The 25,548-nt window shown below is 54.6% G+C and carries 29 protein-coding genes; 16 read left to right on the forward strand and 13 right to left on the reverse strand.

What is annotated here, in order from left to right; translation table 11 throughout:
• Positions 1-38: 38 nt before the first annotated feature.
• From ACIX8_RS01380 to ACIX8_RS01395, 4 genes are all read right to left on the reverse strand, one after another.
• On the reverse strand, positions 39-503 hold the full coding sequence (locus ACIX8_RS01380; protein ID WP_190273737.1) for a tetratricopeptide repeat protein: 465 nt from the start codon (positions 501-503) through the stop codon (positions 39-41).
• Positions 504-643: 140 nt separating this feature from the next.
• The gene (gene fliB, locus ACIX8_RS24285) at positions 644-1,885 is read right to left on the reverse strand and encodes a flagellin lysine-N-methylase (protein WP_150110446.1); all 1,242 of its coding nucleotides are present in this window, start codon (positions 1,883-1,885) and stop codon (positions 644-646) included.
• A 218-nt stretch (positions 1,886-2,103) separates the two neighbouring features.
• Positions 2,104-2,556, reverse strand: coding sequence for a GNAT family N-acetyltransferase (locus ACIX8_RS01390; protein ID WP_014263519.1), 453 nt, complete (start codon positions 2,554-2,556; stop codon positions 2,104-2,106).
• Between the two features lie 94 nt (positions 2,557-2,650).
• Complete coding sequence (locus tag ACIX8_RS01395; protein ID WP_014263520.1) at positions 2,651-3,205, reverse strand: TetR/AcrR family transcriptional regulator; 555 nt, start codon at positions 3,203-3,205, stop codon at positions 2,651-2,653.
• A gap of 170 nt (positions 3,206-3,375) precedes the next feature.
• On the opposite strand from ACIX8_RS01395, the gene ACIX8_RS01400 reads away from it, so the two are divergent.
• From ACIX8_RS01400 to ACIX8_RS01420, 5 genes are all read left to right on the forward strand, one after another.
• Complete coding sequence (locus ACIX8_RS01400) at positions 3,376-4,116, forward strand: SDR family oxidoreductase (protein ID WP_014263521.1); 741 nt, start codon at positions 3,376-3,378, stop codon at positions 4,114-4,116.
• A gap of 71 nt (positions 4,117-4,187) precedes the next feature.
• Entirely contained in the window at positions 4,188-4,955 is a 768-nt protein-coding gene (locus tag ACIX8_RS01405; RefSeq protein ID WP_014263522.1) for an SDR family NAD(P)-dependent oxidoreductase, read from the forward strand.
• A gap of 20 nt (positions 4,956-4,975) precedes the next feature.
• Positions 4,976-5,368: a DUF427 domain-containing protein gene (locus ACIX8_RS01410; protein ID WP_014263523.1), complete on the forward strand. Its 393-nt coding sequence runs from the start codon at positions 4,976-4,978 to the stop codon at positions 5,366-5,368.
• Positions 5,369-5,544: 176 nt separating this feature from the next.
• Complete coding sequence (locus ACIX8_RS01415) at positions 5,545-5,946, forward strand: nuclear transport factor 2 family protein (protein ID WP_014263524.1); 402 nt, start codon at positions 5,545-5,547, stop codon at positions 5,944-5,946.
• Positions 5,947-6,009: 63 nt separating this feature from the next.
• Positions 6,010-6,384: a hypothetical protein gene (locus ACIX8_RS01420; RefSeq protein WP_014263525.1), complete on the forward strand. Its 375-nt coding sequence runs from the start codon at positions 6,010-6,012 to the stop codon at positions 6,382-6,384.
• Between the two features lie 22 nt (positions 6,385-6,406).
• Here ACIX8_RS01420 and ACIX8_RS24990 read toward each other — a convergent pair whose 3' ends face one another.
• Positions 6,407-7,294, reverse strand: coding sequence for a helix-turn-helix transcriptional regulator (locus tag ACIX8_RS24990; protein WP_014263526.1), 888 nt, complete (start codon positions 7,292-7,294; stop codon positions 6,407-6,409).
• 206 nt (positions 7,295-7,500) lie between these two features.
• Between ACIX8_RS24990 and ACIX8_RS01425 the strand changes: the two genes are divergently transcribed.
• The 5 genes from ACIX8_RS01425 (at position 7,501) to ACIX8_RS26450 (ending at position 11,721) form a co-directional block, all read left to right on the forward strand.
• On the forward strand, positions 7,501-8,229 hold the full coding sequence (locus ACIX8_RS01425) for an SDR family oxidoreductase (protein ID WP_014263527.1): 729 nt from the start codon (positions 7,501-7,503) through the stop codon (positions 8,227-8,229).
• Between the two features lie 203 nt (positions 8,230-8,432).
• Positions 8,433-9,332: an SDR family oxidoreductase gene (locus ACIX8_RS01430; RefSeq protein WP_014263528.1), complete on the forward strand. Its 900-nt coding sequence runs from the start codon at positions 8,433-8,435 to the stop codon at positions 9,330-9,332.
• Positions 9,333-9,822: 490 nt separating this feature from the next.
• Positions 9,823-11,037, forward strand: coding sequence for an alginate export family protein (locus ACIX8_RS24995; RefSeq protein WP_190273738.1), 1,215 nt, complete (start codon positions 9,823-9,825; stop codon positions 11,035-11,037).
• 13 nt (positions 11,038-11,050) lie between these two features.
• A complete protein-coding gene (locus ACIX8_RS01440; protein ID WP_014263531.1) occupies positions 11,051-11,365 on the forward strand; it encodes a nuclear transport factor 2-like protein in 315 nt (104 codons plus the stop codon).
• A 65-nt stretch (positions 11,366-11,430) separates the two neighbouring features.
• Positions 11,431-11,721 carry a tyrosine-type recombinase/integrase gene (locus ACIX8_RS26450; protein ID WP_044175974.1) on the forward strand — a complete coding sequence of 97 codons (291 nt, stop codon included), beginning with the start codon at positions 11,431-11,433 and terminating at the stop codon, positions 11,719-11,721.
• A gap of 97 nt (positions 11,722-11,818) precedes the next feature.
• On the opposite strand, the gene ACIX8_RS25495 is transcribed toward ACIX8_RS26450, so the two are convergent.
• Entirely contained in the window at positions 11,819-12,064 is a 246-nt protein-coding gene (locus tag ACIX8_RS25495) for a hypothetical protein (RefSeq protein ID WP_150110448.1), read from the reverse strand.
• Positions 12,065-12,321: 257 nt separating this feature from the next.
• On the opposite strand from ACIX8_RS25495, the gene ACIX8_RS01450 reads away from it, so the two are divergent.
• Entirely contained in the window at positions 12,322-13,566 is a 1,245-nt protein-coding gene (locus ACIX8_RS01450; protein WP_150110449.1) for an SIR2 family NAD-dependent protein deacylase, read from the forward strand.
• Positions 13,567-13,596: 30 nt separating this feature from the next.
• On the opposite strand, the gene ACIX8_RS01455 is transcribed toward ACIX8_RS01450, so the two are convergent.
• Both ACIX8_RS01455 and ACIX8_RS01460 read right to left on the reverse strand, forming a co-directional pair.
• Positions 13,597-14,376, reverse strand: a complete 780-nt coding sequence (locus ACIX8_RS01455; RefSeq protein WP_014263533.1) for an HNH endonuclease family protein — start codon at positions 14,374-14,376, stop codon at positions 13,597-13,599.
• A complete protein-coding gene (locus ACIX8_RS01460) occupies positions 14,373-15,737 on the reverse strand; it encodes an AAA family ATPase (protein ID WP_014263534.1) in 1,365 nt (454 codons plus the stop codon). The genes ACIX8_RS01455 and ACIX8_RS01460 overlap by 4 nt, the downstream gene beginning before the upstream one ends.
• 468 nt (positions 15,738-16,205) lie before the next feature.
• Between ACIX8_RS01460 and yhhA the strand changes: the two genes are divergently transcribed.
• From yhhA to ACIX8_RS01475, 4 genes are read left to right on the forward strand one after another with little or no spacing between them, the layout of a single operon-like run.
• Positions 16,206-16,349, forward strand: coding sequence for a YhhA family cyclophane-containing RiPP (gene yhhA, locus ACIX8_RS26455; RefSeq protein ID WP_396248588.1), 144 nt, complete (start codon positions 16,206-16,208; stop codon positions 16,347-16,349).
• Positions 16,350-16,375: 26 nt separating this feature from the next.
• Positions 16,376-17,488 carry a cyclophane-forming radical SAM/SPASM peptide maturase YhhB gene (yhhB, locus tag ACIX8_RS01465; RefSeq protein ID WP_014263536.1) on the forward strand — a complete coding sequence of 371 codons (1,113 nt, stop codon included), beginning with the start codon at positions 16,376-16,378 and terminating at the stop codon, positions 17,486-17,488.
• Positions 17,485-18,069, forward strand: a complete 585-nt coding sequence (yhhC, locus tag ACIX8_RS01470) for a cyclophane-containing peptide 2OG-Fe(II) oxygenase YhhC (protein WP_014263537.1) — start codon at positions 17,485-17,487, stop codon at positions 18,067-18,069. The genes yhhB and yhhC overlap by 4 nt, the downstream gene beginning before the upstream one ends.
• A complete protein-coding gene (locus ACIX8_RS01475) occupies positions 18,038-18,907 on the forward strand; it encodes an aKG-HExxH-type peptide beta-hydroxylase (protein ID WP_150110451.1) in 870 nt (289 codons plus the stop codon). Before yhhC ends, ACIX8_RS01475 begins: the two co-directional genes overlap by 32 nt.
• Positions 18,908-19,428: 521 nt before the next feature.
• Here the strand turns inward: ACIX8_RS01475 and ACIX8_RS01480 are convergent.
• The 3 genes from ACIX8_RS01480 to ACIX8_RS01490 form a co-directional block, all read right to left on the reverse strand.
• A complete protein-coding gene (locus ACIX8_RS01480) occupies positions 19,429-21,036 on the reverse strand; it encodes a ParB/RepB/Spo0J family partition protein (RefSeq protein WP_014263539.1) in 1,608 nt (535 codons plus the stop codon).
• Between the two features lie 86 nt (positions 21,037-21,122).
• Positions 21,123-21,539, reverse strand: a complete 417-nt coding sequence (locus ACIX8_RS01485) for a DUF6908 domain-containing protein (protein ID WP_014263540.1) — start codon at positions 21,537-21,539, stop codon at positions 21,123-21,125.
• A complete protein-coding gene (locus tag ACIX8_RS01490) occupies positions 21,539-22,516 on the reverse strand; it encodes an ArdC family protein (RefSeq protein WP_014263541.1) in 978 nt (325 codons plus the stop codon). Before ACIX8_RS01490 ends, ACIX8_RS01485 begins: the two co-directional genes overlap by 1 nt.
• Positions 22,517-23,223: 707 nt before the next feature.
• Between ACIX8_RS01490 and ACIX8_RS01495 the strand changes: the two genes are divergently transcribed.
• On the forward strand, positions 23,224-23,961 hold the full coding sequence (locus tag ACIX8_RS01495; RefSeq protein ID WP_014263542.1) for a hypothetical protein: 738 nt from the start codon (positions 23,224-23,226) through the stop codon (positions 23,959-23,961).
• On the opposite strand, the gene ACIX8_RS25000 is transcribed toward ACIX8_RS01495, so the two are convergent.
• Complete coding sequence (locus tag ACIX8_RS25000) at positions 23,870-24,253, reverse strand: hypothetical protein (RefSeq protein WP_014263543.1); 384 nt, start codon at positions 24,251-24,253, stop codon at positions 23,870-23,872. The two genes, ACIX8_RS01495 and ACIX8_RS25000, sit on opposite strands and share 92 nt — an antisense overlap.
• Positions 24,254-24,394: 141 nt before the next feature.
• Positions 24,395-25,405 carry a LysR family transcriptional regulator gene (locus tag ACIX8_RS01500; protein WP_014263544.1) on the reverse strand — a complete coding sequence of 337 codons (1,011 nt, stop codon included), beginning with the start codon at positions 25,403-25,405 and terminating at the stop codon, positions 24,395-24,397.
• Positions 25,406-25,548: the final 143 nt, after the last annotated feature.

Consider the following 25,548-nt stretch of genomic DNA (forward strand, 5'->3'; position numbering starts at 1 on the left):
CAAGCATCTTGTGATGGTTCTATCTGTCTCCGGTTGAATCAAGGCGCGCGTTCTATCCGCCAAGGTGAAGGAGCTTCAAATGTTTGCCGAAGCCTGAGCGCTACCGTCATGTGAGCCAGAGCCATACGTTCGTCTTGATTCAGGCCATAGGCTAAGGCAAGCTGATAATGTCCGTCGGCATTATCGGGATCTCTGTCGAGATTAGCGTTTAAAAGATCGATGGCTTCTATTAGCATTCCCTGAACTTCTTCTTTCGCAGCCAGTCCGGCCTTATGGAAGCCTATAAAGCGATCAAGCGTAAATTTGCCGAGATTGTAGAGTGCCGGTGGATAGGTCGAGTCAGCTTGATGACTACGCCGTAATGCGTCAAGTGCTTTATCCATCTCGCCCGCCGCCTCGTACTGTACTCCCAGATCATTCCAGATCAGAGGGTTGTGCGGGCTTAGAGTTGCAAGCTTTTCCAGCAGCTCACAAGCTTCCAGATGCTTTCCCGCTTTGGACAAAGCCTCAACAGTCTCCCTCATTGCCAGCCTGGCGCTGCGAGGAATCTTCTGGCAACAGGTCTTCCTATGCCTGCCGCTTTCGCACGGACAAAGAGGGTTCTTTTTGTAGGTCATGGAGTTATTGAAATATCGGCTGAACGTCAAACTTTTAGCATGATAGCCATGCCCCGCAGGTTATTCAGTTCAAGGCTTCTCATAGATTCATCGATGGATTGAAGGACGTCAGGATAATGCTCCACCGCTCGGGTGAAGGACTGGATTGTTTGAACGACGTGCTCCTCGGCAAAGCCTTCTTTGTAATGGCCTGCAACGCCAATGAGTAGGGTGTTGACCCATGCAAACTGCGTCGCCATCTGAATGTATTCGCCGAACAAACTTCGAGGAATAAAACGGGGACTGCCCTCTCGGCCATAAGGGAAAAGGTTCTGGAACATGTAATTCACTAAATAATTTTCGAGAATAAAAGGGAACTTCTCAAAGAAGGGGCGATGATACTTTTCCTCTGCTTGCAGAAATCGTTCCATGTCATTCTGAGGGGTAGATCTGTCGGGAGAAGCGATACCTTCCACAAATGCCCAAAAGATATCCCGAAAGCGCTTCCCGGAGTTGTCTCTCACCAGTGCATCAGTCAGTCTGAAGACCACTTCTAACTTCAGTCGCGGCAGGCTCGGCAGGTTCACTAATTCGGGCTGAGAGATCTGATATCCAACGATCTGGCGATACTTGCGGAGGACCACAGAGAAAGCTTCTTTGTCTTCCGCAGTCGTGATGTTATCCAGGCTCTCGCATAGAGAACCTATCAACAATAATCGGTGCCATAGAGGACGTGAACGGTCCCGCGCCATATCGATCAGCAAGGTCCTGATCGTGAGAAAAAAGTTATGAGGTTTGTGGCAGGAATCCTTTCGGCTGCTGGCCAGATGTAAGACGTTGTCGGTTCGAAAGTTACCAGAGAAGAGGTCTCCCTCTATTTGCATGAAGCGGGGAACCAGCAATATGTTCCTTGCCGCCTCAGGACAGGAAAGGCTCAACGAGCCTTCAAGCGTCCCTGCAACGTAACTGAAAGAACGAGGGTAGATCGAACAAGTCGCGGACAGAAACTGAGGCCCGTATTCCTTGTGGATATTGCAGAGGGAATCTGCTCCAAAGAAGGGGCAAAAGCCTGAGGACCCACGATATATACGCGCGTGAAGGGGATCGGGTTGATCGGGAACGCTAATAAGTACGAACTGCGACACAAGGGAGCCAAGCTTCTCCCGTGGAAATTGTTGGTACTTGTTATAGATGTTTTTATCGATCGGGATATCCCAGTCACCGCAACAGGTATCCTCGCAATCTGTTCCGATACAACGGAACGCAGCGGCATAGGTTGGTGGTGCCATTACGGTATTCGGTTTAGTGATTGTTTTGTGGCTGTCCATGACCCTGTGCGGCATCTACAAGGACAGACGGGCGATCGACCTATCCGCTCGAATCTTTTTCAACTGGATTCAGCGATGCAATCGAATGACCCCTGCAGGGTTCCACTACTTGATAGCGTGCGGGTAAAGAGAAGCTCAGGTGTTCTCTGGCCATCTACCATGCGCCGAATCTGCAAGGTTTAATCCTGGAGCCGGATCTGGAAGCTATAGCCGTGTTTCTCGAAGCCGAGTGCTTCGTAGAAGCGGTGCGCCTCTTCGCGCTTCAGGTTGCTGGAGAGGGTTAACTTGTAGCAGCTGGCCTCCTGGCACTGCTTGCGGGCATGCTCCATCATGGCGCGCCCTATACCCTGGCCCTGATGCTGCGGGTCGACAGCCACATCTTCTACGACGGCAGACTTTCTCCCGCGCTTGGCGAGATTGTCCATGATGAGCAATTCGTAGGTGCCGACGGGAACCTCATGGAGAAACGCCACGAAGACGTGAAATGAAGGATATTGTTTGAGCCTGGAGAAATGCGCACGGGCCTCTTCGGCAGTGAAGTTCCCGCTATCGCCGATCCCGGCGGCAGCGTATAGACCGAGGATGGAGGACAAATCGCCCTCTGTCGCTTCGCGTATGGTGATGCCATCCATCACCCTAGCTTACCGCCATCGAGATGCCATAGCGTTAACGCCGGCTCTCTCCCCTGCATCTGCTGATGAAGGAGTTGCTATGCGGGTAAGTAGATTAGAGACTGCGAAGGGCGGTCATGAAGTTATCGACCTTGCGGGTGGACGAGGCTTTGCCGGATTTCAGGTTGCGCTCGATGCACAACCCAGAAAAAAAGGACAAAACCATCTCTGCAATGGCAGAAGGAGCCATCCTTGGCTTTTCGGCTTCGATATTCAGGGCGAGAAGATGCTGCAGCAACGCTCGATTCCCAGTAATGGCGCCATACGCTTCATCCGGAAGAATGGCGAACTCCCGCATCGAGTTGATGGCAAAACATCCCTGCTGTTCCCCTTTGTGAAGGGGACCATTCTTGAGAAACGTTTCGATGTTCTTCCAGCCAAGAGGCTCTTTGGTGAGAAGTCCTCGCTTGTCCTGGCTCTCAAGATAGTGTCGAAGGCACGCCAAAAAGAGATCTTCTTTGTCCCGGAACTCGGTGTAAAGGCCTGATTTGTTCACCCCTGTGGCCCGTTCCAGGTCCTGGAGGCTCGTGTCCGCGAACCCATGCTTCCAGAAGACAGGCATTGCCTTCTCCAGCACTTCTTCCCGGCTAAAGTTCTTCGGACGCCCCATCGATCTATTCTCCGATAAAGAACTAAATAGTTCAATATCTCTGCATCCTTGCCGCGTCCCCGCCATCGTATAGAACTAAACGGTTCAAAACCGTCTGGCGGACCCGAATCAGGTTGCAGTCAGTTGAAGCAGTGGAGTGGTGGATTGTCACCGGAAGGTAAAGGAGATCTATGTCTAAGTTGGCAAACAAAGTAGCACTCGTTACGGGCGGCTCTCGGGGTATTGGGGCAGCGATTGCAAAGCGTCTGGCTGCGGATGGAGCCAGCGTGGCCATCACCTACGCGAAGGACGCCAGCGCGGCTTCCGCCGTGGTCAAAGCGATTGAAGTCAGCGGCGGAAAGGCCATTGCGATTCAGGCCGACGCGGCCGACGCCGGCGCCGCCAAAGACGCGGTCGAAAAGACCGTCGCAACCTTCGGCCGGCTTGATGTCCTTGTGAACAATGCCGGTACGGCCATTCCGAAACCGTTCGAAGAGGCGACGCTGGAGGAGATGGATCGGGTCCTCGACATCAACATCCGCGGTGTATTCGCCACCACGCAGACTGCACTGAAGCACATGACGGATGGCAGCCGCATCATTATGATCGGTTCGGCGGTGGGAGAGCGTGCTGTTGCGCCCGGGCTTGTGCCCTACGCGGCCACAAAGGGAGCCGTCAAGATGTTCACTCAGGCGCTGTCCAGAGAGGTCGGGAGCCGGGGCATTACGGTCAACAACGTTCAGCCTGGCCCGATCGATACGGACTTGAATCCCGCCTCGGGTGATTGGGCGGTCCCGCAGAAAGCTGCCACAGCGCTGAACCGCTATGGGCACGTTGAGGAGATCGCAGCAATGGTGGCATTCATCGCTGGTCCCGAATCCTCGTACATCACGGGGGCTAATCTGACAGTAGATGGCGGAATGAACGCCTGAAAACCGTACCGGCCCATTCGTGGGTCTAAGGAATGACCTATCCGTTAGGTGAAAGGGCAAGAGAGAGGACAATGATCACACTTGAAGACAAAACGGCGCTCGTGACGGGCGCATCGAGAGGTATTGGCCGCGCGACGGCAATAGCGCTTGCTGCGGCCGGGGCGCACGTTCTGGTTCACTATGGCCGCTCAAAACAGGAAGCCGAGTCTCTCGTAGCCGAGATCCAAAGGAAAGGCGGGCACGCAGATGCGATTTCAGCGGACCTGGCAACTGCGGAGGGCGCTGCGTTGCTCGCCAAACAGGTGCGGGCTCTTGTTGGCGATCGGTTGGACGTGCTGGTACTCAATGCCGGGATCAGCAAGTTGGCTCGCATCGCGGATTACACGGTAGAGGACTTTGACAACCTCTTTGCGACAAACGTCCGAGGGCCGTTCTTCCTCGTGCAGCAGCTCCTGCCCGTTCTCGGTGAAGGTTCAAGCATTGTTGCGATCTCCTCTGCTGTAGCCCGTACGGTCGTAGGCAAGCCCGGTTTGGAAAACCCTTCCGTGCTTGCCTATGCTTCTACCAAGGGGGCACTTGAAACGCTGGTCAGGAACTGGGCCGCCATTCTCGGGCCAGGTGGCATTCGCGTAAATGCTGTCGCTCCTGGAGTCATCGACACGGACATGTCGAACTTCACGAAGACAGAAGCAGGCCGCGAGGTCGCTCTGGGAATGCAGGCGCTGAAGCGAATCGGCAAGCCCGAGGATATTGCCGACGTTGTCGCTTTTCTGGCGTCCGATGCCGCTCGCTGGATTACAGGTGCCAGCATTCCTGTCGATGGTGGTTCGAAACTTTGATTGATAACGTGAGGAGCGCAATGGATAACACTTCGAGCAAAGGCAAAGAGATCAAGATCCCTGGCCCTGATCATCCCATCACAGTTTCTCCGGCTGAAGGCACGATCCGCGTAATGGTCGCTGGAAAGGTCGTCGCTGAATCGAAGCGAGCACTTCGGCTGGAAGAGAAGGGATACCCACCGGTCTACTACTTGCCGCGCAGCGATGCGAACATGTCGCTGCTCATTCGGACCACGCATTACACCTATTGTCCCTACAAGGGAGATTGCACGTACTACAGCATTCCTCTGGGTGGGGCGAAATCGGAATATGCCGTCTGGACGTACGAAAAGCCTTATGAGGCAGTCGCCGAAATTAAGGAGCACCTGGCGTTTTATCCCACCCGGGTCGATGCCATTGAAGTGATTTCTTAAGCACGTTTAGTCGCTCGACCTGGTTCAAAGGTTTGCCGAGAACGCTCCTCTTGCTGAGGTCGATTGGAAACCGTGTCTGCCTCGGGGCCGCACGGCTATTCCGATGACCCAACCTGCCAATCATCGTAAGAAAACCCAATAGGGAAAACCCAGGAGCGAAAACCAAGGAGCTGAATATGCCAAAGACAACGCCCGAACAGAACAAAGCGATCGTTCTCGAAGCCTTCGATACTCTCTTCAACAAACGCGACTACGCGGCAGCAGAACGCTTCTGGTCGCCGAAGTACATCCAGCACAGCGCACACATTGCGCCGGGCCGCGAAGGACTGTTCGCCCTGGTCCGTTCGTCGCCCGATACGTTGCACTACGAAAACCAGCTCATCGTCGCAGAAGGGGACTACGTCATCGCGCATGGCCGTTTCTCAGGAATCGGAAGACCCGCGTCCTGGATTGCCGCCGACGTTGTCCGATTCGAAGACGGTGTCCTTCAGGAGCATTGGGACGTCTTGCAGGACGAGGCGACTAAGGCCGAATCCGTCAGCGGTCTCCCCATGTTTGGCGACACATTCCCCAAGTGACGGTCATCGCGATTGTCTTGAAGGCGTTCGAGACCCTTTTCCCAAAGCAAGGAGATACGAGCTATGACTTCACCCGTTATTTCGAATGACCTGCATGTGATCTCGGGGGCGAGCGGCAACGCCGGCTCGATCATCGCCAATGATCTGTTACTGAAAGGTAAGAAGGTGCGCGTCGTAGGGCGGGATGCGGGCATTGGCAAACTCGACCTTCAGGACAAGCAGTTTCCCTATGACCAGGTGGAGCAGATATTGAGGCAAATGGGTATTCCGCCGAAGGGAGCCGCCTTATACCTCGAGATGTACAAAGCCATCAACACAGGAGTTCTCATTCCATTAGAGCCGCGTTCGCCGGAGAACATTCAGCGAGCTTTGATCTTGATCTCGATCTTCCAGCATAGGCTGACTAGCACAACGCTTCATAGATTTGCATTCTGTTAGGACATGGCTCGATCTACCGCGCTCATAGAGACCGCCGGCTCCGACGGAAACTGATAGGGTTATCGCCATACGCACGTTTGAACGCTGCTGCAAAATGACCTTGGTGTTCATACCCGCTTGCGCTAGCGATATCGCTAACAGGCTTATCGGTTGACAGCAGATCTTCGGCTGCACGTTGCATTCGCCTTCGCGTGATGTATTCGTGTGGAGACGCTCCGATTCGTCGTTTGAACAATCGTGCGAAATGAAATGGACTTATTCCCGCTTCATGGGAGAGCGTTGCTATTGTCATGTACATATCAAGATGGTGCTCGATATATGCGAGTACTCGCTCGATCCTTGCATCAGGAAGATCGCGGACAACACGTGGCTTCAATGTTCGCTTAGGGTTTGACAAAAGTAGGTGAGTAGCAAGAAAGCGGGCAGCAGTTTCAGCATATAGATCCGGATAGCCCTGTTCGGCTGCGGCTGCAATGGCCGTAACAATTTGAGCTGTGAGTGGGTCGACAAAGCCATGATGATTTGGGCACGTCAAATCATCGAGATTCAGCTCATCCTTCGCTTCAAGAAAGAAGAAGGGCGGCATATACAAATGAGCCGTAACCAGAGGTGTTGCCGATTGCGTCTTCCAGCGAAGCTTGTCTGCGTGGTATGGCTCTGAAGATCCTCCCGAACCAGGGCGATGTTGAGCTTTTCTCCATTTGCCTGAACTTGCGCTCTCGATTACCGAGTGACCGCTCAGCACCACGGTAATCGCTTGATCTGGGGTTGGAACGGTCTCGTAGCAATCAACGAGAAATGGGCTTTCGACTTTCTGCACAAGAAGAGAATGCCAACCCGCGTCACGACTAGAGGCTAATCGCTTTCCCGGCTCCCTGTCAGCATTGACGATGCTTTCTTTTGCATACATTCGGCCCCTCCTCCTCTCTCGCAGAATAAGTCCGAAACCGACCTAATGACAATTTCACGAAAAAAGAGCATGAATAGGATCTAAAAGAGCAAGTTGGCGTGAGCGCACGGCAATGCCAACACATTTAATAGACGAGAGTTGCCCTAAATATAGGGAGTGACAAGGATCACGGGCGAATTTGATCTCAAGCACAGGAGTATTGACCAATGGCAAAAGTAGCAATTGTTACGGGAGCATCCAGAGGCATCGGCCGCAGCATAGCCGAACGCTTGGCGCACGACGGCTTCTCTGTCGTAGTGAATTATGCGGGCAATCAAACCGAGGCAGGCGAAGTCGTCAAGCAGATCGAATCCAAAGGTGGCAAGGCTCTGGCGATCAAAGCCAATGTTGGTAACAAAGAAGACGTCGACCGGATCTTTCAGGAGACCCTAAAGGCTTTCGGTCAAGTCGATGTCGTCGTCAATAACGCAGGAATCATGCCCTTGTCCCTGATCGCGAAGGAAGACGCCGAAACCTTCGACAAGGTCATTGCGACAAATCTTCGCGGTACCTTTTTGGTGTTCGCACAGGCTGCGCAGCACATCTCCGAGGGAGGACGCATTATCGCGTTTTCGAGCAGCGTTCTCGCCAAGTCTTTTCCGAGCTACGGACCGTATATCGCGTCAAAGGCCGGCGTCGAAGGACTTGTGCCGGTATTGGCGAACGAACTGCGCGGCAAAAACATCACTGTGAACGCCGTTGCTCCAGGTCCCACCGGTACTGCGTTGTTTCTCGACGGTAAGACACCGGAACAAATTGCTCAACTTAGCAAACTCGCACCTCTGGAGCGTCTCGGACAGCCAGAAGATATTGCGAATGCTGTGTCATTCTTGGCGAGCCCCGATGGCGCATGGGTCAACGCCCAGGTGCTGCGAGTCAACGGTGGTTTCGCCTAGAGCATTTTCCCTGTAGGTGTAGAGCGGTGCTTCGATCTTTATGGGCGTTTTCCACAATGAAAACGCCGCTGCACGCCCGTTTCCGGATTCCCAGCAACAGGGAAAATGCTCTAGCCATCGGGTGACAGCGCAGTTGCGAGGTTGACTTCACGGTGTATGCCTCGTTCAGTCGTTCCACTACAAGTTGTCGAAGGGAGCCAACAATGAAGTACGTAATCGTCATCACCGGGGCATCGAGCGGCATGGGCCAACTCACAGCACATGCCCTCGCCAAAGCAGGCCACACCGTCTACGCCACTATGAGGGATACAGCGGGTCGTAACAAGCCACAGGTGGAGGCAGCCGCGAAGTTCGCCGCAGACCACAAGGTGGATCTCCGCACCATTGAACTGGATGTACTCAATCAAGAGTCCGTCGACACCGCCATTCAGAAGATTATTGCTGACAATGGTCGCATCGACGTCCTCATTCACAATGCTGGACACATGGTATTTGGGCCTGCTGAGGCGTTTCTTCCGGAACAGCTCGCAGAACTCTACGACGTGAACGTGCTGAGCACTCACCGCGTGAACCGCGCTGCTCTGCCGCAGTTACGGAAGCAGAAGCAAGGCCTCGTAATCTGGGTCAGCAGCAGTAGCTCTGCGGGTGGCACGCCGCCTTATCTGGCTCCGTATTTCGCGGCGAAGGCCGGTATGGATGCGATGGCAGTCGTTATGTCCCGTGAGCTAACGCTGTGGGGCATCGAAACGTCGATCATCGTTCCCGGCGCGTTCACGAGTGGAACCAATCATTTCGCTCATTCAGGTCGTCCCGCCGACAAGGAGCGCGAAGCTGAGTATGAAAACGGTCCATACAAGGGCTTCAGCGAACGTGTCATGAATGGTTTCGCATCCATCGTGCCTCCTGATGCAGACGCCGCGGCAGTTGGCGAAGCCATCGTGAACGTAGTCAATGCTCCTTTCGGAAAGCGTCCGTACCGAGTTCATGTCGATCCGACGAGCGACGGCGCTGAGGTTACAAACATGGTGCTCGACCGCGTCCGTGCGGAGTTGCTGCGCCGGATTGGCCTCGACGATGTACTTACGCCCGCGAAGCTTGTCTAACGTTTCCGCTTTCTGCCTCTCTTGTTGGCACTGCAGTTTTCTGCAGTGCCCAACAACCATCTCTGACTCAATACGCACTTCTGGTCCGATCCAACGAACGATGTTGCAGGGATTCTGATGACTCAAATCTTGTCGTTCCTTGACGAAAAGTTCATGGCCCTTTATGCAGATCTAGAACGTGAGGTCTATGCCAAGCTGGACCAGCTTAAGGATGCAGTACGACCGTGAAGCGGACTCTCTCAAGATGCGACTTCAGACTGCGATCGATCTCCAGAGACTTTCATACTTGATTGTTGTCGCTCTTGCTCTTCTATCTAGAGGCATAGCGACTTGTGAGGTTACGCAACAGCCCACCGATGAACGTGCAACGGCGCCGAATTGTCCACTCGATCCGAGGCCCTCGTATCAATTCCCATTCCTGCGATACAACGAAGACTGGTCGTTCCTGCGATGTGCCCCGCGAACAGATCGCTGGGACCGCATCAAGTACATGCGGCTTCGTGAGGGGGAAACCTATCTAACTATCGGCGGAGATGTACGTGAAGTCTACGAATCGTACGACCATCAGTATTGGGGGGACGGCCCGCAGGGACAGGGAGGGTGGTTGGTACATCATTATCTCTTTCACGGCGACCTGCACGTCAATCCATCTCTGCGAGTTTTTGGCGAACTACAAGCAGCCTTCGAGAATGGAAGAAATGGAGGACCGCGACCGTATGACCAAGACAAATTGGACATACACCAGGCATTTATCGACATCAACTGTTGTGGTTCGCAGCAAAAGATCACTCTCAGGGCAGGTCGCCAAGAGTTGTACTACGGCTCAGGCCGTCTCGTAGACGCACGCTTTGGGCTTAATACTCGCATCAGCTTCGACGGGTTGAAGGTCATCATCCCGTCCAAGAGCTCAAATACAGAGGTCTTTGCCACGAGGCCGACGCTGCTTCGACCTGGAATCTTCGATGATTCGCCAGACTCGCAGAAGTGGTTTTGGGGCATCTACAACACTACCGCTGTGAAGCCATCGGTTTCGCTTGACCTCTACTATCTGGGCTACAAAGCGGCTTCGCAGACCTTTGCCGCCGGCACTGGAGAGTTTCAATCAAACACTATCGGCGGACGTTGGGCTGGAAAGACTGGCAATCGCGATTTCGATGAGGAAGCCAATGTCCAGGTCGGAACATTCAAAAACAGCGACATTCGTGCCTGGTCGGCGGCGCTATACAATGGCTACACCTTTGAACACGTACGTGAAACACCACGCATCAGCTTGCGATCTGACGTGACAAGCGGTGATAGCGATCCAAACGACCGGCATCTCGGTAGCTTTTTCCCCATCTATGCGCGAGGGAAGTATTTCGGAGAGGCCGATCTCAACGGCCCTGTCAATACAATTGACATTATTCCAGCTCTGGATCTCCATCCTCGTTCCGACCTCTTGGTCAACCTCAGCTACGGGGCGTTCTGGCGCGAGAGCATTCACGATGGAATTTATGGCTTCGCCGGCAATCTTTATAAGCCTGGCAACGAGAGCCGAGCGCGAATGATCGGCCAGCAAGCCGAAATCGACTTCAACTACTTCATCATGCCGCATACGTTGATGAGGGTGATTTACCAACACTTTTTCCCCGGACGGTTCTTGAAGGAAACGCCACCTGGGCAGGATGTAAATTACGTCACGGTTTGGTTTGACTATCACTTCTAACGAGGGAGGACAGATGACAGAAAAGTTAACTCACCCAATCGTAAAAGCGGCCATTGATGCGTTGCAGGCGGGAGACAGTGAAGCATGGAAGGAGTTGTTTGATCCTAATGCCGTTCTTCTTGATGATGGCCATCCCCGCGATCTCGAGCGATTCTCAGATGAAGCGGTAGGCCATGAAAAATTCTCTAGCATCGACACCGTAAGAGACGGTGGATTGAAGATTGAAGGCGAATTCCAATCGGACGTGTGGGGGCGCTTTCGGACATACTTCTACTTCACGATCTCCGATGAAGGCAAGATCGCAAAACTTGAAATCGGCCAGGCATAGTCTTTTCGCCAGAGCCATTTCGTTGTCGAAAACGCTAGCAGACGCTGCCTCGGAGCTGTTGCGTGATGTTTTCGGGGAAGACAAGTTGCCGATCCGGATGGTTCTCGGCGTTTCGGCGTACTTATAGTTCCTTACTGGCCGAAACTGGCAATGATGTGAAGGTGGTGCAGGAGTTAATGCGGCACTCAAAGATCAGCACGACGATGGAGGTCTACACGCAGGCTGGCATGACGAAAAACGTGCCGCGTAGCGCAGGGCCGTCGATGCGTTGTTTAACCGTGATTCGGAAGCTTCAAGAAGAGGGGAAACAGAAGGAAAAGCTAATTGCTCCCTTATCGCTCCCTCGGAATCCTTAATGCTCCCGGATTACGCTTGCTAACTTGTAGAAATGATTTGGTGGACCTGATCGGGATCGGAGTATCCCGGCTATTGATTCCACGCAAGTTGCTGATTTCAAAAGAGCGAAAAGTCCGACATTTCCACCATTGCCGGATCGGATGTACGTTTTTTGTACGAAACTATTTTCGGAAGCCTTGTCCAATTGCCTGAATTCAAGGGATGACCACCTGCTTGCAGCAGGTGACGAACGAATTCAGACAGCATAGCATCCCCTGCCAAAGAAAGAAGCCCGGCAATCTGGCGTGCTTTGCTGGGGGAACCTTGGATCGGAAGATCAAAAGGGTCTGCTGGATGGGTCATTTCGAATCGGTTGTGAAGTCATGTCGATGGTCCGAGCATGCACCACGGGTCGCGTAAACTAGAGGTTTAGATCTACTCCTGATGTCGCTTTGCCTCAATCACGAGATCGACCGTGTTGACATTCTTACGGAGAGCCAGAAGTGAAATCAGATCTAGGCGAGTCGCCTACGCGCGACGGTGTTCTGAAATTTCTGTTTGAATCTTCCGAATACGGAAACCTCGGTCTCTTCGTAGGCGCCGGATTCTCGAAGGCCATCGTGGACGCTCCTCCAAAAACCGTCGCGTTGAGCTGGGGAGAGCTGCTCGCAAAAGCAAGCAAACGGATGAGGGTTTCCCTGACCAAACTGAAGCATGAGGGGAGCGGCTACCCGGATCTGGCCTCACGACTTTGTGAAGCTCACGCCAGAAAAACGAAGGGGAAACCTTCGCAGTCCCTGCTGAAATTGAAGCGCATCATCTGTGCAGAGACAGCGTGGTACCCACCAGAAGACAAGCGACTTAAATTCGCCAGCTACCTTGAGAAGGTTGCGCCGTCCTGGATCATCACGACGAACTACGACCAGATTCTCGAGTGCCTCTTGCCGGGCGCTTCCTTCTCGCTCGGGCCAAGTGACACCTTTACTAGTCGGAAGGGGCTCATTCCAATCTTCCATCTCCACGGCATCAGGACTGATCCTGAATCCCTCATCATTTCGCAAGAAGACTACGTGGCGCTCTTTCGACCGAACGAGTACCGCCAGATCCGGCTGGCACTTGCGTTGAAGGAGTCAACGACCTGCCTGCTCGGCTATGGTCTGGGAGATGTCAACGTGCTCACGGCACTCGACTGGTCCTCGAAAGTCTTCCAGGGAAAAGGGCAAGCCTACCCAAGGGAGGTCATTCAAGTCGTAAGAAACACAAAATCTGCCCAAGAAGATCCTTACCGTTTAGAGAATGGGATCGTCGTGGTCGAAGTAGAGGACATTGCCGACTTCTTCGATGAGTTCGTCGAGGCCATTCCGCGCTGGAAGAAACAACGCTCCAGGCGGAAGGCGAAGATCAAGGAGGTGCTGAATATCTTTCGGGAAGCCGCACCGGACGATGTCACCGACTTCCTTGAAGACGGTGAGTGGCGGCGAAATATTCTCGCTGCGCTGCCGAAGTATGAGATCGAGTTCGTCCGCGAGTTTGAAGTCTTCCTGAACAAAGTCGTCGACCAGAATCGGAAGTTGTCGAGCCGAAACGGCGCCTTCCGTGAATACGCGAAAGGCCTCAACATGAGCCTCGATGTATTGAGCACATTTGAGTGCGGCAAGTTTCCACCTGCCCTCCTTGCCGCAATCGTACGAAACATGGATCGGTTAGCCCGTTATATCGGAGAGGGAGTAGGGAATTCCTATTCTGCTTCGCAACTGTGGGCTGAACGAAAGAGTGAGTTGTCAAAAAGCATGGTGGCGGAGTTGCGGGCAATCGCTGGATGCCACCGTCACGTGTCACTGGAAGAGCTGATAAGCGAACTCTAACCAGGCCATTGAGAACCAGCGTATCGCGTTTCAGGCTAGAAGGTCCGGAAGAGGGTTCGCCCTCAAATAATCGATAACCATAGCGCTGTACGGTTTCTCGGGCTGCACCGCCTCCTCGACAAATGTACGGAAGAGCGCTGCATGATGGCGAGCCTTCGGATCCGTGCTGCCCATCAGGTCGATCGCGAGGTTCCGGGCTTCGCGGATCTTGGCCAGGTGCGTAAGTCGCGGCCCGTGCTTCAGACTGTCGAGGCCGAGCACTTCGATCGTCTTGCGCCCGAGTTGAGTAATCCCGACCGGTACCTCGCTCCAGAATGAGATGTGATCGCCTGGATCGTTATCACCATCAGGTTTGAGAATCGACGGCCTTTCGTCTTCAATGCGCATCCCGTGACTTCTGGCGCGGGTCGCCGGTTCGGCGAGCGGGAATAGGTCATTCTTAATCTTGTTACAGAAGGAACAGCTTAGGAGCAGGTTGTCCCAGCTATAAGCCAACCAGTAGTACCCCGGACGCATTCTTTCGCCGTCAAGATTCTGACGCGAGCTTGACTTAGGCCGCCAATGCTCGACTTGCGAATCGGCGTAAGGTTTGGGAATAACGGTCTCGCAGTAGCAGCATTTGCCGTGATGGAGGGTCTCTAGCTCAGCTTTTACAGCGTCCGAGGTATAAATCGACTTACGAACCGGCATCGGTTTCGTCGCCCGATAAGTTTCCGGATCTGCATCATATGCGTCGCATAGCTCCCGGGCGTGCAGCTCGCCGACGCGAACGAGGGCAGGCGGAGCTGCACCCTTGTGAATCGCGATCACCGGGCCACTCCGCTCGGAAAGTCTTTGGCGAGATTCACCATCAGATCTTCAAAACTTTGCTCGCTCGGCGTGCGCGCTGTAGGAAGGGATGCGACAAATTCGTCCAGTTCTCGAAGCCGCGTCTCTTGTTCAACTGAGCGATTAGAGTTCCGGATGAGTTCGAGACGCTCGTAAAGCATTGGTTCGACCTTTTGGGGTCTGTCTGATGCCATTCCAGGAAAAAGCTCGTCTGTCAGAACTTGGTCGAAACGCCAGTTACCGGGCGGAACGGGACGGTTGAGAATGTGGGCTTCGCCGTTCTCCCAGCGAACGACCGCCACATTGCCGCCCTCGGATAGGGTCTCCTGGGCGGTAACTGGGCTATGAGTTGTGGCGATGAACTGGATATTTTGAAACTGAGACATGAGACGGCGAGCAATCTCCCGCTGCCAGCGAGGATGAAGGTGCAGATCGACTTCGTCGATGAGCACTATCGCGCTCTCATTTACGGGTTCCAGACTATCTGGGAATGCATTGAAAAGGCGCCAGGTCAAGTCTACGATCAAAGCAAACATGGTTCGATAGCCCAAACTAAGCTCTTCGAGTGGCACAACGCCGGAAGGGGTTCGGACGTGAACTCCCGATAAATCTGGATCACGACCTTCAAGGCGCGGTCCCCGGACCTCGATGTCCTCTGCCGTCAGCCCCGGCAGAATCGAGGCAGCGACAGATTTCAGCTTGATGAATCTCCTCACCTCAATATCGTTCTCGTCATCATGAGTCTTGGCGGCGTGATCGAGCTTCTCTAAAATCTCCTCGGCGTCGTAAAGTTCGATGACCTCAGAGAAGGGCGAGTCTGTGGCGTCGCGATCGGCGATCCGCCCGAGATTGCGGATACCCAGATGACGACCAGCGACATATCGGATAACGAGGGGACCGTCCGAACGTAGTTCATAGTGGGCTTCCGGAAATCTGACGTCCTCCAGGTCGTTAGTGCTTCCTTTAATCTCAACTCTGACTTCGAGAGTTGCCCCGTCAGCCGTCTCAAGCACCGCAGTCATCACGGTCGAATTGCTTTCGCCCCTTCGAATGAAGCGCATAATTTCTCTATTCTCGAACTCTGAGATCCTGGCGATTGACAGTGTGGGAGTCCCAGCGGCACCTGATTTCTCGATTGATGCCGGAACCGGTCGCATGACCATGAGCGCTTCGAGCAGCGTCGTCTTACCGACACCATTCTCGCCAAGGATCAGGTTCCACCGGCTGATATTTCCATCATTGTCGAAGAGGTCGAGCGATTGGGGTCTCCCGAAAGCGCGGACATTCTCCAGACACAACGACCTAAAGTGCATCGCATCGGGGGCTTTCGTGTCAGTAGGCATTAGAAGGTCTCCTTGGCGCACGGAATGGCACCGGGGCGAAAGGACATTTCTTCGCCGACATGACAGTATCTCATCCGGCACGTCGGCTTTACGGAACGACACTTCTGTCCGCAGCCAGTGACGATTCCAATCTGGCCGAGGGCGTCGTCAAGAAAATGGAAGACGATGGTCCACGACGCTAATCTCACCCAGCGTAACGGGGAATGCTGAAATCGATACGTTGATTGCTATCGTGACGTTTTCCTCCTTTATTTACAGCCGATTACGGTGCCCTGAAAAGATAGGATTTTGCGCCGCCGCATACCGCTGATATGGAAGGGCTTATTGCCCATTGATTTTCTACGTTCGAAGAGATTACACTTGTCGAGTCTCACTCCGACTACGAACCACAGCCCACCACGTCAAAGGAGCAAGTTTATGGAATCCGTCATTCTCGAGCATCCTGCTGCGGGCGCAGCATCGGTTCAGATGTCTCCGAATTCTTCACAGACCGCTCTTTCTCGTGACAGTGCTGCCCTCAGACGTCTCATGGAAGAAGTTCGCTGCGAGGATTCGAATGTTTCTTCAGCATCCACGGCCTATAATCGCCAACACAATCGCCACAACCGATAGTCTCCGACGGCTCTGGGGGCACCGGGATGCAGCTTGATACCGTCCTGATAAAAGTAGCGTCGCGATGCAACATAAACTGCAGCTATTGCTACGTTTATAACCAAGGCGATACAAGCTGGCAACGTATGCCCAAGCACATGTCCTTTGAGATAGTGGAAGATGTGATTCGGCAGCTTGCAACTTTGTATCGAGACCAGGACCATCCATTTGCGGTCGTTCTTCACGGCGGTGAGCCCCTTCTGCTACCCCGAAACATCTTGGAAGCTCTACTAAAGGGGCTGGCCGACTGCCTTCCCGCTACTTGTAGCCGTTCCATTCAAACCAATGGAACGCTCATAGATGATGACTTGCTTGAGCTGTGCGTTCGAACCGGCACCACGCTGTCGGTCAGTATTGATGGTCCAGCGGACGTACACGATACCTTCCGTATCGCTTTCAATGGTGGTGGCACCTACGCGCGCGCCGCGGCTGGAATCGCTCGCCTCCGCCAGCACCCACGAGCCGATCTCCTCTTCACGGGTACTCTTTGTGTAGTCGATCCGCAGTCCGATCCATGTCGCGTCTATGAGTTTTTCAAGTCATTAGCAGTCCCCAGCGTTGATTTCCTCTTCAAAGACGGAAATTATGCAAAGTTACCCTTGGGCAAGAGGACAGTCGAGTCAACTGAGTACGGTCGTTGGCTTGCCGCAGTTTGGGATTGTTACGTCCAAGATCCCGATCCACCTCGTATTCGCATCCTCGATGATTTAGGACGTCTCTTGCTCGGGGGGGCTTCCGTGAAAGAGGGATGCGGGCAGACCATGTATGGCATCGTCGTGATCGATACAGATGGAACAGTTACTAAGAACGACACATTGAAAAGCATGTTCGACGGAGCAGATCGGTTCGAAAAGATCTGGTCGGTTTCCACCGATCGGTTGTCAGAGATTGCTGACTCGCGTGAATTCATTCAATACTCGCACCTTCAAAATCCAACAAGTCCGATTTGCCGGGCATGTCCACTACTTTCGGTCTGTGGCGGAGGCATGCCGCTCTCCCGCTGGCACCCAGAGACAGGGCTGCACAACCCTTCGGTCTATTGTGCCGACTACAAGCTACTGATCGGACATATTCAAGAGACACTTCAGGAGTTCCGATGAGCGCCCTTGACCTTTCTGCCGCCGTCCCGCGTGTTAAGCCATTCCCGTGCTTCACTGTGTCTCAAGTGGTCTCCGAAGAACTCGAACAAAAATTACTGGCTTGGTTCGAATCAGAAGCTCCCTGGCGACTTGCGGTGATGGACTTTTACGAGCAATACGAATTCGACTTCAAAGACGCAATCCTCCCCGAGAGCTTAGGACCTCTCTTTTCTGATGCCACGCTCAATCAGCTCCGCGACGAGGTAGGGTCGCTTCTTGGTGCTTCGCTCAAGCCCGAAATTGACATCACCGCACACAAGCTCAATCGAACACAGAAAATTCGAATTCATAACGATGCACGACCTGATGGTGAAACCCATCGCTTTCTTATTCAGCTGAATCGGGGCTGGAACGACGAAAATGGTGGCCTGCTGATGCTGTTTCGAGGACCAGAGGTGGAGACGCTCGAAGACGTCATACTCCCCACGAGTCGTTCTGCGTTTGGGTTTGAAATCTCCCCTGCTTCCTATCACGCGGTGAGCCAGGTTCATCAGGGCGATCGCTACACCCTTGTCTTTTCTTTCTATGACAATCGCTCCTAATCTCGATCCTGCAAATCTACTTCCGCAATTTGAGAGCTCGCTTCCTGCCTCTCTTCGGTTGTCAGGAGAGCACGCACTACTCAGGTTTCACGATTTGACACGGGAAACCTACACGACCGAACGCTTTCTTTCAGATTCGCCAACCGCAGACGCTCTCTTACTAAACGCTATTCCAACGGAAAGTGGTCGTCTGTTGCACTGTGAAGCGGGTGGTCCGGCGCTGGTAAGCTTCTGTACGGAGCGTGGAATCAAACTCGCCGATAACGCCTACGCGGAGCAGGCATCCAAACTACTAGAAATCGCTCTCTCCGACGTGATCAAACCGTTACCGTTCTTGTGGACTACTGTTTCCGAACTCGTATGGTGCTGTCACGTCGTATTTGCTCAGGCCGATGATTACGATGTGAGTTTCAGCGACCCCGGTATTCCGTTCTCCGTTTTCGTGTCTGCACCAGCGCAACATGATCGATTGGCTGTTCTACGTGTCGCGGAAAATCTCGTGCACGAGACCATGCACTTGCAACTTACTTTGTTCGAGGATTTGTGCCCACTGATCGATAGGGACTCTGGCTGGTCGATGTATTCGCCATGGAAACAGGAACAACGACCAGCCCAAGGAATATTGCATGGTCTGTACGTTTTCTACATACTGCGTTGGATGTGGCTACAAATCTCGCAAACCACCCATTGCAGTACCGACCGCGACTTTGCGCTCCGCCGAATCCTGGATATTGATGGGGAAATCGACGCCGTTCGTGCGCTCGAAGATTCCCCTGCGCTAACGGAAGCGGGAAAGCGCTTCCTTCAGGAGCTCTTTGTAAGTAGATTAAAACAGTGAGACGTGTGGCTCCATCACAGAAGTGGGGTAATTGCCGGATATGTTAAGACTCTCTACTTCTGACAGGTGGTGTCGTTCTGATCCTCACGTCGAATAGCAACTAGAAATCCTAACCTAATGAAACAGCGTCTACGACTCGACATCACACATCCCGCACTTTATCCGGATGTCGCGGAGCTGTTGCGTCGAATTCCGGCCGGCCTGCTGTATCACCAGAAGCATTCCTTCCGACACCCAACGGCGATTTATCAACTGTCTCTCCGCCAGCTTGCGACGGACATCACCCGACTTGAATTGCACCTGATCGAGCTTCTTCTTCAGCTTCTCCGTTGCAACGCTTTGGGGTGTTGTGGATGATTGAGCGGTAAACCGGAAATGATCTCAACAAACCTAAATGCCAAGCAAGCCCGTCGGGTGGGAGGGCATAGGTTGCTCCTGCATGGCAGGGGCAACGCCCGGGGCGGGAAGGACGGGCGCAAAAAGGAGCCTGCGGTCAGCAGGCTCCTCAAGCAAGGCGAAGGCTAGGCAGCCTTCGCCTTCTTCACCGCTTTGGGTTGGGACTTCGCAACGGTTTTCTTCGCGGTCTGTGTCTTCTCTTTGGCGGCGAACTCCTGCTTGACCTTGAGCGCGATGGCGTCGGTATCCACCTTATAGACAGCGGCGGCATCGTGAAGCACCTGCGACGGGTTGTGCCGGGTGGCGATGTAGAGGATGGTGGTTTCCACCAACACTTTGCCCAACACGCTTTCCTCGGCACGACGCAGGTACGCGGCAAACAGCTTCCCAAGTGAGTCGCTGTCTTTGGACTTCCTGATGCCGTACTGCTTGGCAACGATGGCAAGACGGTTTTCGTCCAGCAAGGATGCCAAGCGTTCGACCACAAACAACAGGTCGCGTTTCATCAATCGCACCGGGACGGCTGCGGTGATGGCCGCGAGAGTGCGGATTCCTGTCGTGTTGGCGATGGCAGTCTCCCGACGCTGCTTCTCCTGTTCCGCCTTCCACTTCGGATCGTCCGTGACCTTCTGCGAACGCGACTTGGGATGATGCACCGGGCAGGTTGGCTCGGTGCAGACCTTGCGCAGTTCGCCTTTGTCGATGCCTTCGGAGACGATAGCTTCGGTGGTGTATTTGCAGGACTTGAATTCCGGTCGCGTGGCCTGTTCTTTGTTCGCTGGCTTGTCGGCCCGGATTTCGGTGTACTTGTTGCGCGGCAGTGTGACGCTGCCTTCTTTCTGCTGTCCGTGGGCTGTGCTGATTTGCACGAGCGTGGGCTTGGTAGCGATGGCCTTCGCGACGTGGGCTTCTACCTTGGCCTGATAGCAATTTGGCGAAGTGCAAGCGTCCAGCTTGCCGAAGTCAGAGAACAGGAGCTTGTTATGCCCTGTCCGCTTGGGGCAGTCCACGCAACTGCCCGCCGCTGGCACAAGCTGTGCGTCGCGCTTATCGAAGGGCGCGAGTTTCAGAACGAGAAGGATGTTCGACTCAATCCAGAATTGCAGGCTGCGAACGGGAAGCAGGATGCGTTTCGCCTTCTGGCCACCCGCGCTCCAATCCTCTTTGAAGCAAGCGGCGAGCGCCTGTTCCTGCTGGTCGGGCTGGAGCTTCGCGAGCAGGAGCGCGTGGCCGACGCCGATCTCCTCGCGATAAAACGCATCCACAACGTTCTGAGTTAGCTCGGTCAATTTCAATCTCGCTGCCACGTATGCGGGATTCTTGCCCGTCTTCGCGCTGATTTGCTCGATGCTGTACTTCGGCTCTTCCAAGTCCAGCAAGGCGCGGAACCCGCTGGCTTCCTCCATCGGATGAACGTCGGACCTCTGAAGATTTTCAACGAGCTGGGCCTCGATCACTTCCGCGTCGGTCATGTTCTTGATGCGGACGGGCACGGTGTCCACCTCGGCGATATGCGCCGCACGATACCGCCGCGCTCCGAAGACAATCTCGAAGCCCTGCTCGGTGAGGGGCCGAACCAGCAGCGGCGACAGTACGCCATGCACCTGAATGGTCTTCGCCAATTCATGGAGAGCGTTGTGCTCGAAGCTGCGCCGTGGGTTGGTCTTCGATTCGGTGAGCGATGCGAGAGGAAGGTTGCGGTACTCGGTGGCATTGATAACGGTGGTGTTCATGATGACTGGCTCCTTTCGAGCGGTTGCACTGCATGAGGTTGTGGAGCGAACGCGCTGCCCTGTGTCCGCCCCGCTGCGGAAAGGGTTTAGGCGCGTGGAGTCTGCTGCCGCTCGAAGGCTTCAAGGAAGCCCTGCAAACGCAGGTTGTTGTCCCATGTCTTCGCGAAGGATTCGTGCTCCCTGTGTAGGCCAATCAAGTGGATGTAGTTGCCGTCCACCACATCGCGGCTCCACTGCTCAACGCCGAGGTAATCGTTGCGAAAGTAGAATGCCGAGAGGTGCGGCCCTCCTGCCAACCCAAGCTCGAAGCACATCTCCGGGTCACGCATGAGGTCGCCGTTCTGTTCGCCGTAGTGACAAACGGAGATGGCTGGCAGTCCCATCGGGCCAGACTCGTCCATCGCCTCGATGACCAACTCCATGTAGGGCGGGTTTTCGATCTTGAGGTACAGGCCGTGGTGCCAACCTCCGGCCTGTTTGAGGATTGCGAGGATGGTTTTCATTACGCCACCCGCGCCAGTTCTGCATCGGGCATCGTCTCTGCGGTTGCGGACGATTCCAATGCGGCAAGGATGACAGCGGAGGTCTGCTGGACGACTTCAAGCGACTCCACCAGCAACGAAGCGTTGCCATGATAGAGAGCGATATACGAGGCGCTGGCATTGCCCGTCTGTAAACCAATCGCCTTGCCAACAACGAACGCGATAGCTTCGGCCTCCGTCTCTCGTACCGTCTTGGTGGTGGTCGTGCGGCGGATGGAGTGCATCAGGAGTTCGTGTGCCAGTTCATGCACCAGCGTGGCGAAGGTTTCGGCCTTCGACTGTCCGGGCAAGATGGCGATGCGCCCGCCATAGCTCACGCCAAGCGCGGGCGCGATCTTCTCGGTAAAGACAAGCTCGATGCCCTGCTTTTCAATGAATGCCAGAAGACGGTCGTAGTTCTCGCCCGCATCGCCCTGAACGTGTTCCATCTGGGGAAGGTCGGGGCCATCTGTTTGCTCCAAGTCCCACACATAGGCATTCCTGAATCCAACAAGGACGCGGGTATTCTGCTTCGTGATGTCCTTCTCTGCCTCTGCATCGCTCTTGCGCTTGAAGCCGATGATGGGAGCAAGAATGCGGATGCCCTTCTCGCCTTTCTTCACGCGGCGGCCAAGCTGATTCCACGCATACATCCCGGCTACTTTCGTGGCTGTCGGGCGTTGTCTGGCGATCTCCAACACATTGCCAAAGGAATACGAATGAAAACGGCTCATCGCGTTGAGGTACGCGGTGAGTGCATCCGAGTGTCCGGCCTCTAGCTGCTCGATGAGGCACTTCACGTTGGCGGCGATAGCTTCTTTCGCCGTCTGTGGCTTTTGCTGCTGTCGTTCAGGGTTTTCGGTGGAGCGGCGATTGCGGCGGGTGGTGGCTACGGTGTTGGCTGTGCCATTGCTGGCGGTGGATGCGCTGTTGCTGTTGTGGTTGCTGTGATATTCCATTGTTTTTGCCTCTGTCTGCCCGGTGGGCGTTTTTTGTTTCTCACAGCGCAGCGAGACAAAAAACGATCCATTGGCAGACAGAGCAGAACGAGGTAGTGAGGGTGGGGAGGCCGGAGTGGTGGGCGTGGCAAGTGCCAAACTCGCACTCTCGTTTGGCGCGCGGCCAGCGCTTATCCGAACGGACTCCACTAGGCCCGCTCTATGGGCCGGCCACCCTTGCGAACCGAAGTGGGGCCAAGCCGCGCGTTAGCGCAACCTAGGGTCTGCTGTCGTTTTTAGAGATTCTGAATCGCCACTGTGGACGGGACTGATTCCAACACCAGGTCTCTAGCACCCAGGGAGCGGCCAATGTACGCGAACAGCCTTCCTCCCCCGTCTTAAGGAAGAGGCGATTTTGAATTGGCGCGGTTGCCAGGCCTACCACCAACGAGTTCCATGCGTGGCCGGACTTGCGGTGATGTCGCCTTCTGCAATCTCGTTCTTGTTGCGGATTCTGGAGCGGGAAGGCAAACTGCTAGAAAGACGGATGGGGAAGCTACTTGATACAAGCCTTAGGTGACTATCAAGATGGTGGCTCTCAGATGACTTGCTTGATCGACAAAGAAGTCACTCGCGCGATGTCCGCTCGACGGGGTGTGACAATCGGTTCCTGACTTCCGCGATGTCGCAGCTCCGATATTGAGCACCTATAGGAGAAGCCCTTCGCTGTGTATCGGCATATGCCCCGCACCGAGATTCTTGACGCGCTCGCTCATCTCCGCGAGTTGCATCGACAGGTCAGGCCGTCAAACGACCGCGAGCGTTATGCCTTCGAACGTCGCGAACTGGTTACGAAGAACCTGTTCTCAAACCTTCGCCGTACCGGCAACCATCCCACGCTCACCATGTTGCTTGAGCTCGCGGACATGTTTTCCTTGACGATCGAAGGCGCGCACCGGCTGTTTGGATATGATCTGGGCGGCATCCGGGAGTACGATCTGCGATTGAATGGGGGACGCACCCACATCGTCGAGTCTTATGCGTTCGAGCGGGATCTTCTCGTGGATGTGCCTTCGGAGTTGGCTCCTTCCGAAGCCTTCACCCTGGATGGAACGCTGAGGGAGTTAGTCCGGAGCTGGCAGCGCAACGTTCCCATGCGCGCGTTGAAGGGACCAGCATGGCGCCGTCCGGGAGCCTTTTATGTGCATGTCGGCACGGAGGACAGTCTCGGGTCGAGTCTGCCTCCGGGGGCGATGGGCCTGGTCGAACCGATTGAGGAGGAAGAAGCTCGGCAACCGAATCCTCGATCCATCTATCTGCTTCAATTCGCGAACGGATATCGATTCTCCACGCTTGGTCATGTCGATGTATCTCCTACATCGACTGCCCGGTCAGCGAGCCAATCCAACCGGCTCCCCAACCGAGCACTCCGGCACCAAATAGCGCGCCGAAGAGTCCGGGAATAGCATCCTGAAAACGACCGCTCATCATCCGAATACCGGCGAAGATAAGTCCGCCGAAGCAAATGACAGCACCCGCGTATATTGCGAATGTTTTAAAACTGCCCATCAGGGTTTGTGCGCCTGAGAAGTCCATCGTCCCTTGCGCATGGGCAACGCCGGCGAATGTGAGCGCGACCAGAGTCGGACCCATCATGCGCGCTGCGTGGAGTAGTTTTCGTTTGGAGAAGGGCTGCGCCAATCGCTTGGCAAGGTGGGCTGTGTTGCTCGGGATAACGACACGGTATCTACTGGACATCGGCTCCTCCATCGACTGGTCTCAGTCGGGAATATGCCGTGATGATTAGGCTCGCGCTCGGTTCGCGTCTAATACGTAATAGTTATCGGGTGATAGCTCCGAAGTATCACCTCGGTCTATCTCCCACCAATGCTTCAACTTCTACCCGATGAGCGTCATCTGTACGGGCTCATCTTTTGCGCGTTGGGGAGGACGCTTCCCGGTTGCGATGGAGGTGTGTACGGGGATGGATACCTTGTTTGGTACCGTCTCTTTGCCATGCTGAGGAAGTTGCTTCATGAGCCGCTTGACCAAAATCGGAACGGTCTTCGGATGACGTACCTTGTGATAGATCAGGGCTGTATCCACGGTCCAATCCACGCCGGCAATCGGGCGGGTCGTTAGCTCTCCATCAAGATTTGTTCCCTCCCGGATCAACGCGAAGCCGTGCCCACCTTTGACGAGAGTCTGCATCTCGGAGGGGTGCGAGGCACAAGAGTGTTCTTCAAGCTGCACACCGGCGTCTCCGAGCAGTTCCAGCAGCCGCACGTGAGCATCGGGGTGTCGCTGCGGGTGGTACAGGACGGCAAGATTGCCCTGCAACTCAGCGGTCTGCAAAGAGGCCTTCGCCGCGAGCGGATCGTCTCGTCGCAAGCAGGCAACCAGCCGGTCTCGCCGCAATTCTTCGATGCGTAGATCTGGATGCCGCAAGGGCAAGGTCACAAAGGCGGCGTCGACCGTTCCCGACACAACTTCTTCCGCGAGGTGCGCGGTGTCTCCGTGCGTTGGCCGTATAGGGCAGACGGGAAGGATCTCTTTGTGCAGATCGCAGAAGGTTCGAAACAAGCCCTGGTCAACCAGAGGAGTGCATCCGAACCGAACAGAGTCAACCTCACCGCGCTCAATCGCTATGAGCGCGTCGATGACTTCATCGCGTGTCTCCAGCAGGAACTTGGCTAAGACCTTGAATGCAACTCCAGTGTCCGTGGGCCGAATACGCCCGCCCTTCATCTTGCGGAAGAGACGAACCGAAGCGTTCTCCTGGAACTGTCGGGCCTGAACGCTGAGATTGGGTTGCGCGGTACGCAACTCCTCCGCAGCAGCTCGGAATCCCTGTCTCTCCAAGATCGTCAGCAGATATCTGAAATGGCGAAGCTCGGCCCATTCATACATAACGCACCGCTCAACAAGAAGTAGTAGCGCTCTCGACTTGACTCCAAACGAGCGGGTAACCGCATCTCCGCCTGTGGAAATTCTGTCAATCTAAATCCCGGTTATCAACAGAAAAGTCGATTTTGGCCATAATTACTCCACGC

It is taken from the genome of Granulicella mallensis MP5ACTX8 (genome assembly GCF_000178955.2).
Taxonomy (GTDB): Bacteria; Acidobacteriota; Terriglobia; order Terriglobales; family Acidobacteriaceae; genus Granulicella; species Granulicella mallensis.

What these genes read in the sequence shown, in the direction of transcription:
- ACIX8_RS26450 (WP_044175974.1), top strand. Translation starts at nt 11,431, where the DNA reads ATGTTTTCGGGGAAGACAAGTTGCCGATCCGGATGGTTCTCGGCGTTT.
- ACIX8_RS01500 (WP_014263544.1), bottom strand. Translation starts at nt 25,405, where the DNA reads ATGTATGAATGGGCCGAGCTTCGCCATTTCAGATATCTGCTGACGATC.
- ACIX8_RS01395 (WP_014263520.1), bottom strand. Translation starts at nt 3,205, where the DNA reads ATGGGGCGTCCGAAGAACTTTAGCCGGGAAGAAGTGCTGGAGAAGGCA.
- ACIX8_RS24995 (WP_190273738.1), top strand. Translation starts at nt 9,823, where the DNA reads ATGCGGCTTCGTGAGGGGGAAACCTATCTAACTATCGGCGGAGATGTA.
- ACIX8_RS01405 (WP_014263522.1), top strand. Translation starts at nt 4,188, where the DNA reads ATGATCACACTTGAAGACAAAACGGCGCTCGTGACGGGCGCATCGAGA.
- ACIX8_RS01430 (WP_014263528.1), top strand. Translation starts at nt 8,433, where the DNA reads ATGAAGTACGTAATCGTCATCACCGGGGCATCGAGCGGCATGGGCCAA.
- ACIX8_RS01390 (WP_014263519.1), bottom strand. Translation starts at nt 2,556, where the DNA reads ATGGATGGCATCACCATACGCGAAGCGACAGAGGGCGATTTGTCCTCC.
- ACIX8_RS01425 (WP_014263527.1), top strand. Translation starts at nt 7,501, where the DNA reads ATGGCAAAAGTAGCAATTGTTACGGGAGCATCCAGAGGCATCGGCCGC.
- ACIX8_RS01490 (WP_014263541.1), bottom strand. Translation starts at nt 22,516, where the DNA reads ATGGAATATCACAGCAACCACAACAGCAACAGCGCATCCACCGCCAGC.
- yhhA (WP_396248588.1), top strand. Translation starts at nt 16,206, where the DNA reads ATGTCTCCGAATTCTTCACAGACCGCTCTTTCTCGTGACAGTGCTGCC.
- ACIX8_RS01440 (WP_014263531.1), top strand. Translation starts at nt 11,051, where the DNA reads ATGACAGAAAAGTTAACTCACCCAATCGTAAAAGCGGCCATTGATGCG.
- ACIX8_RS01460 (WP_014263534.1), bottom strand. Translation starts at nt 15,737, where the DNA reads ATGCCTACTGACACGAAAGCCCCCGATGCGATGCACTTTAGGTCGTTG.
- ACIX8_RS24990 (WP_014263526.1), bottom strand. Translation starts at nt 7,294, where the DNA reads ATGTATGCAAAAGAAAGCATCGTCAATGCTGACAGGGAGCCGGGAAAG.
- ACIX8_RS25000 (WP_014263543.1), bottom strand. Translation starts at nt 24,253, where the DNA reads ATGTCCAGTAGATACCGTGTCGTTATCCCGAGCAACACAGCCCACCTT.
- ACIX8_RS01415 (WP_014263524.1), top strand. Translation starts at nt 5,545, where the DNA reads ATGCCAAAGACAACGCCCGAACAGAACAAAGCGATCGTTCTCGAAGCC.
- ACIX8_RS25495 (WP_150110448.1), bottom strand. Translation starts at nt 12,064, where the DNA reads ATGACCCATCCAGCAGACCCTTTTGATCTTCCGATCCAAGGTTCCCCC.
- ACIX8_RS01420 (WP_014263525.1), top strand. Translation starts at nt 6,010, where the DNA reads ATGACTTCACCCGTTATTTCGAATGACCTGCATGTGATCTCGGGGGCG.
- ACIX8_RS01485 (WP_014263540.1), bottom strand. Translation starts at nt 21,539, where the DNA reads ATGAAAACCATCCTCGCAATCCTCAAACAGGCCGGAGGTTGGCACCAC.
- yhhB (WP_014263536.1), top strand. Translation starts at nt 16,376, where the DNA reads ATGCAGCTTGATACCGTCCTGATAAAAGTAGCGTCGCGATGCAACATA.
- ACIX8_RS01410 (WP_014263523.1), top strand. Translation starts at nt 4,976, where the DNA reads ATGGATAACACTTCGAGCAAAGGCAAAGAGATCAAGATCCCTGGCCCT.
- ACIX8_RS01400 (WP_014263521.1), top strand. Translation starts at nt 3,376, where the DNA reads ATGTCTAAGTTGGCAAACAAAGTAGCACTCGTTACGGGCGGCTCTCGG.
- fliB (WP_150110446.1), bottom strand. Translation starts at nt 1,885, where the DNA reads ATGGCACCACCAACCTATGCCGCTGCGTTCCGTTGTATCGGAACAGAT.
- yhhC (WP_014263537.1), top strand. Translation starts at nt 17,485, where the DNA reads ATGAGCGCCCTTGACCTTTCTGCCGCCGTCCCGCGTGTTAAGCCATTC.
- ACIX8_RS01480 (WP_014263539.1), bottom strand. Translation starts at nt 21,036, where the DNA reads ATGAACACCACCGTTATCAATGCCACCGAGTACCGCAACCTTCCTCTC.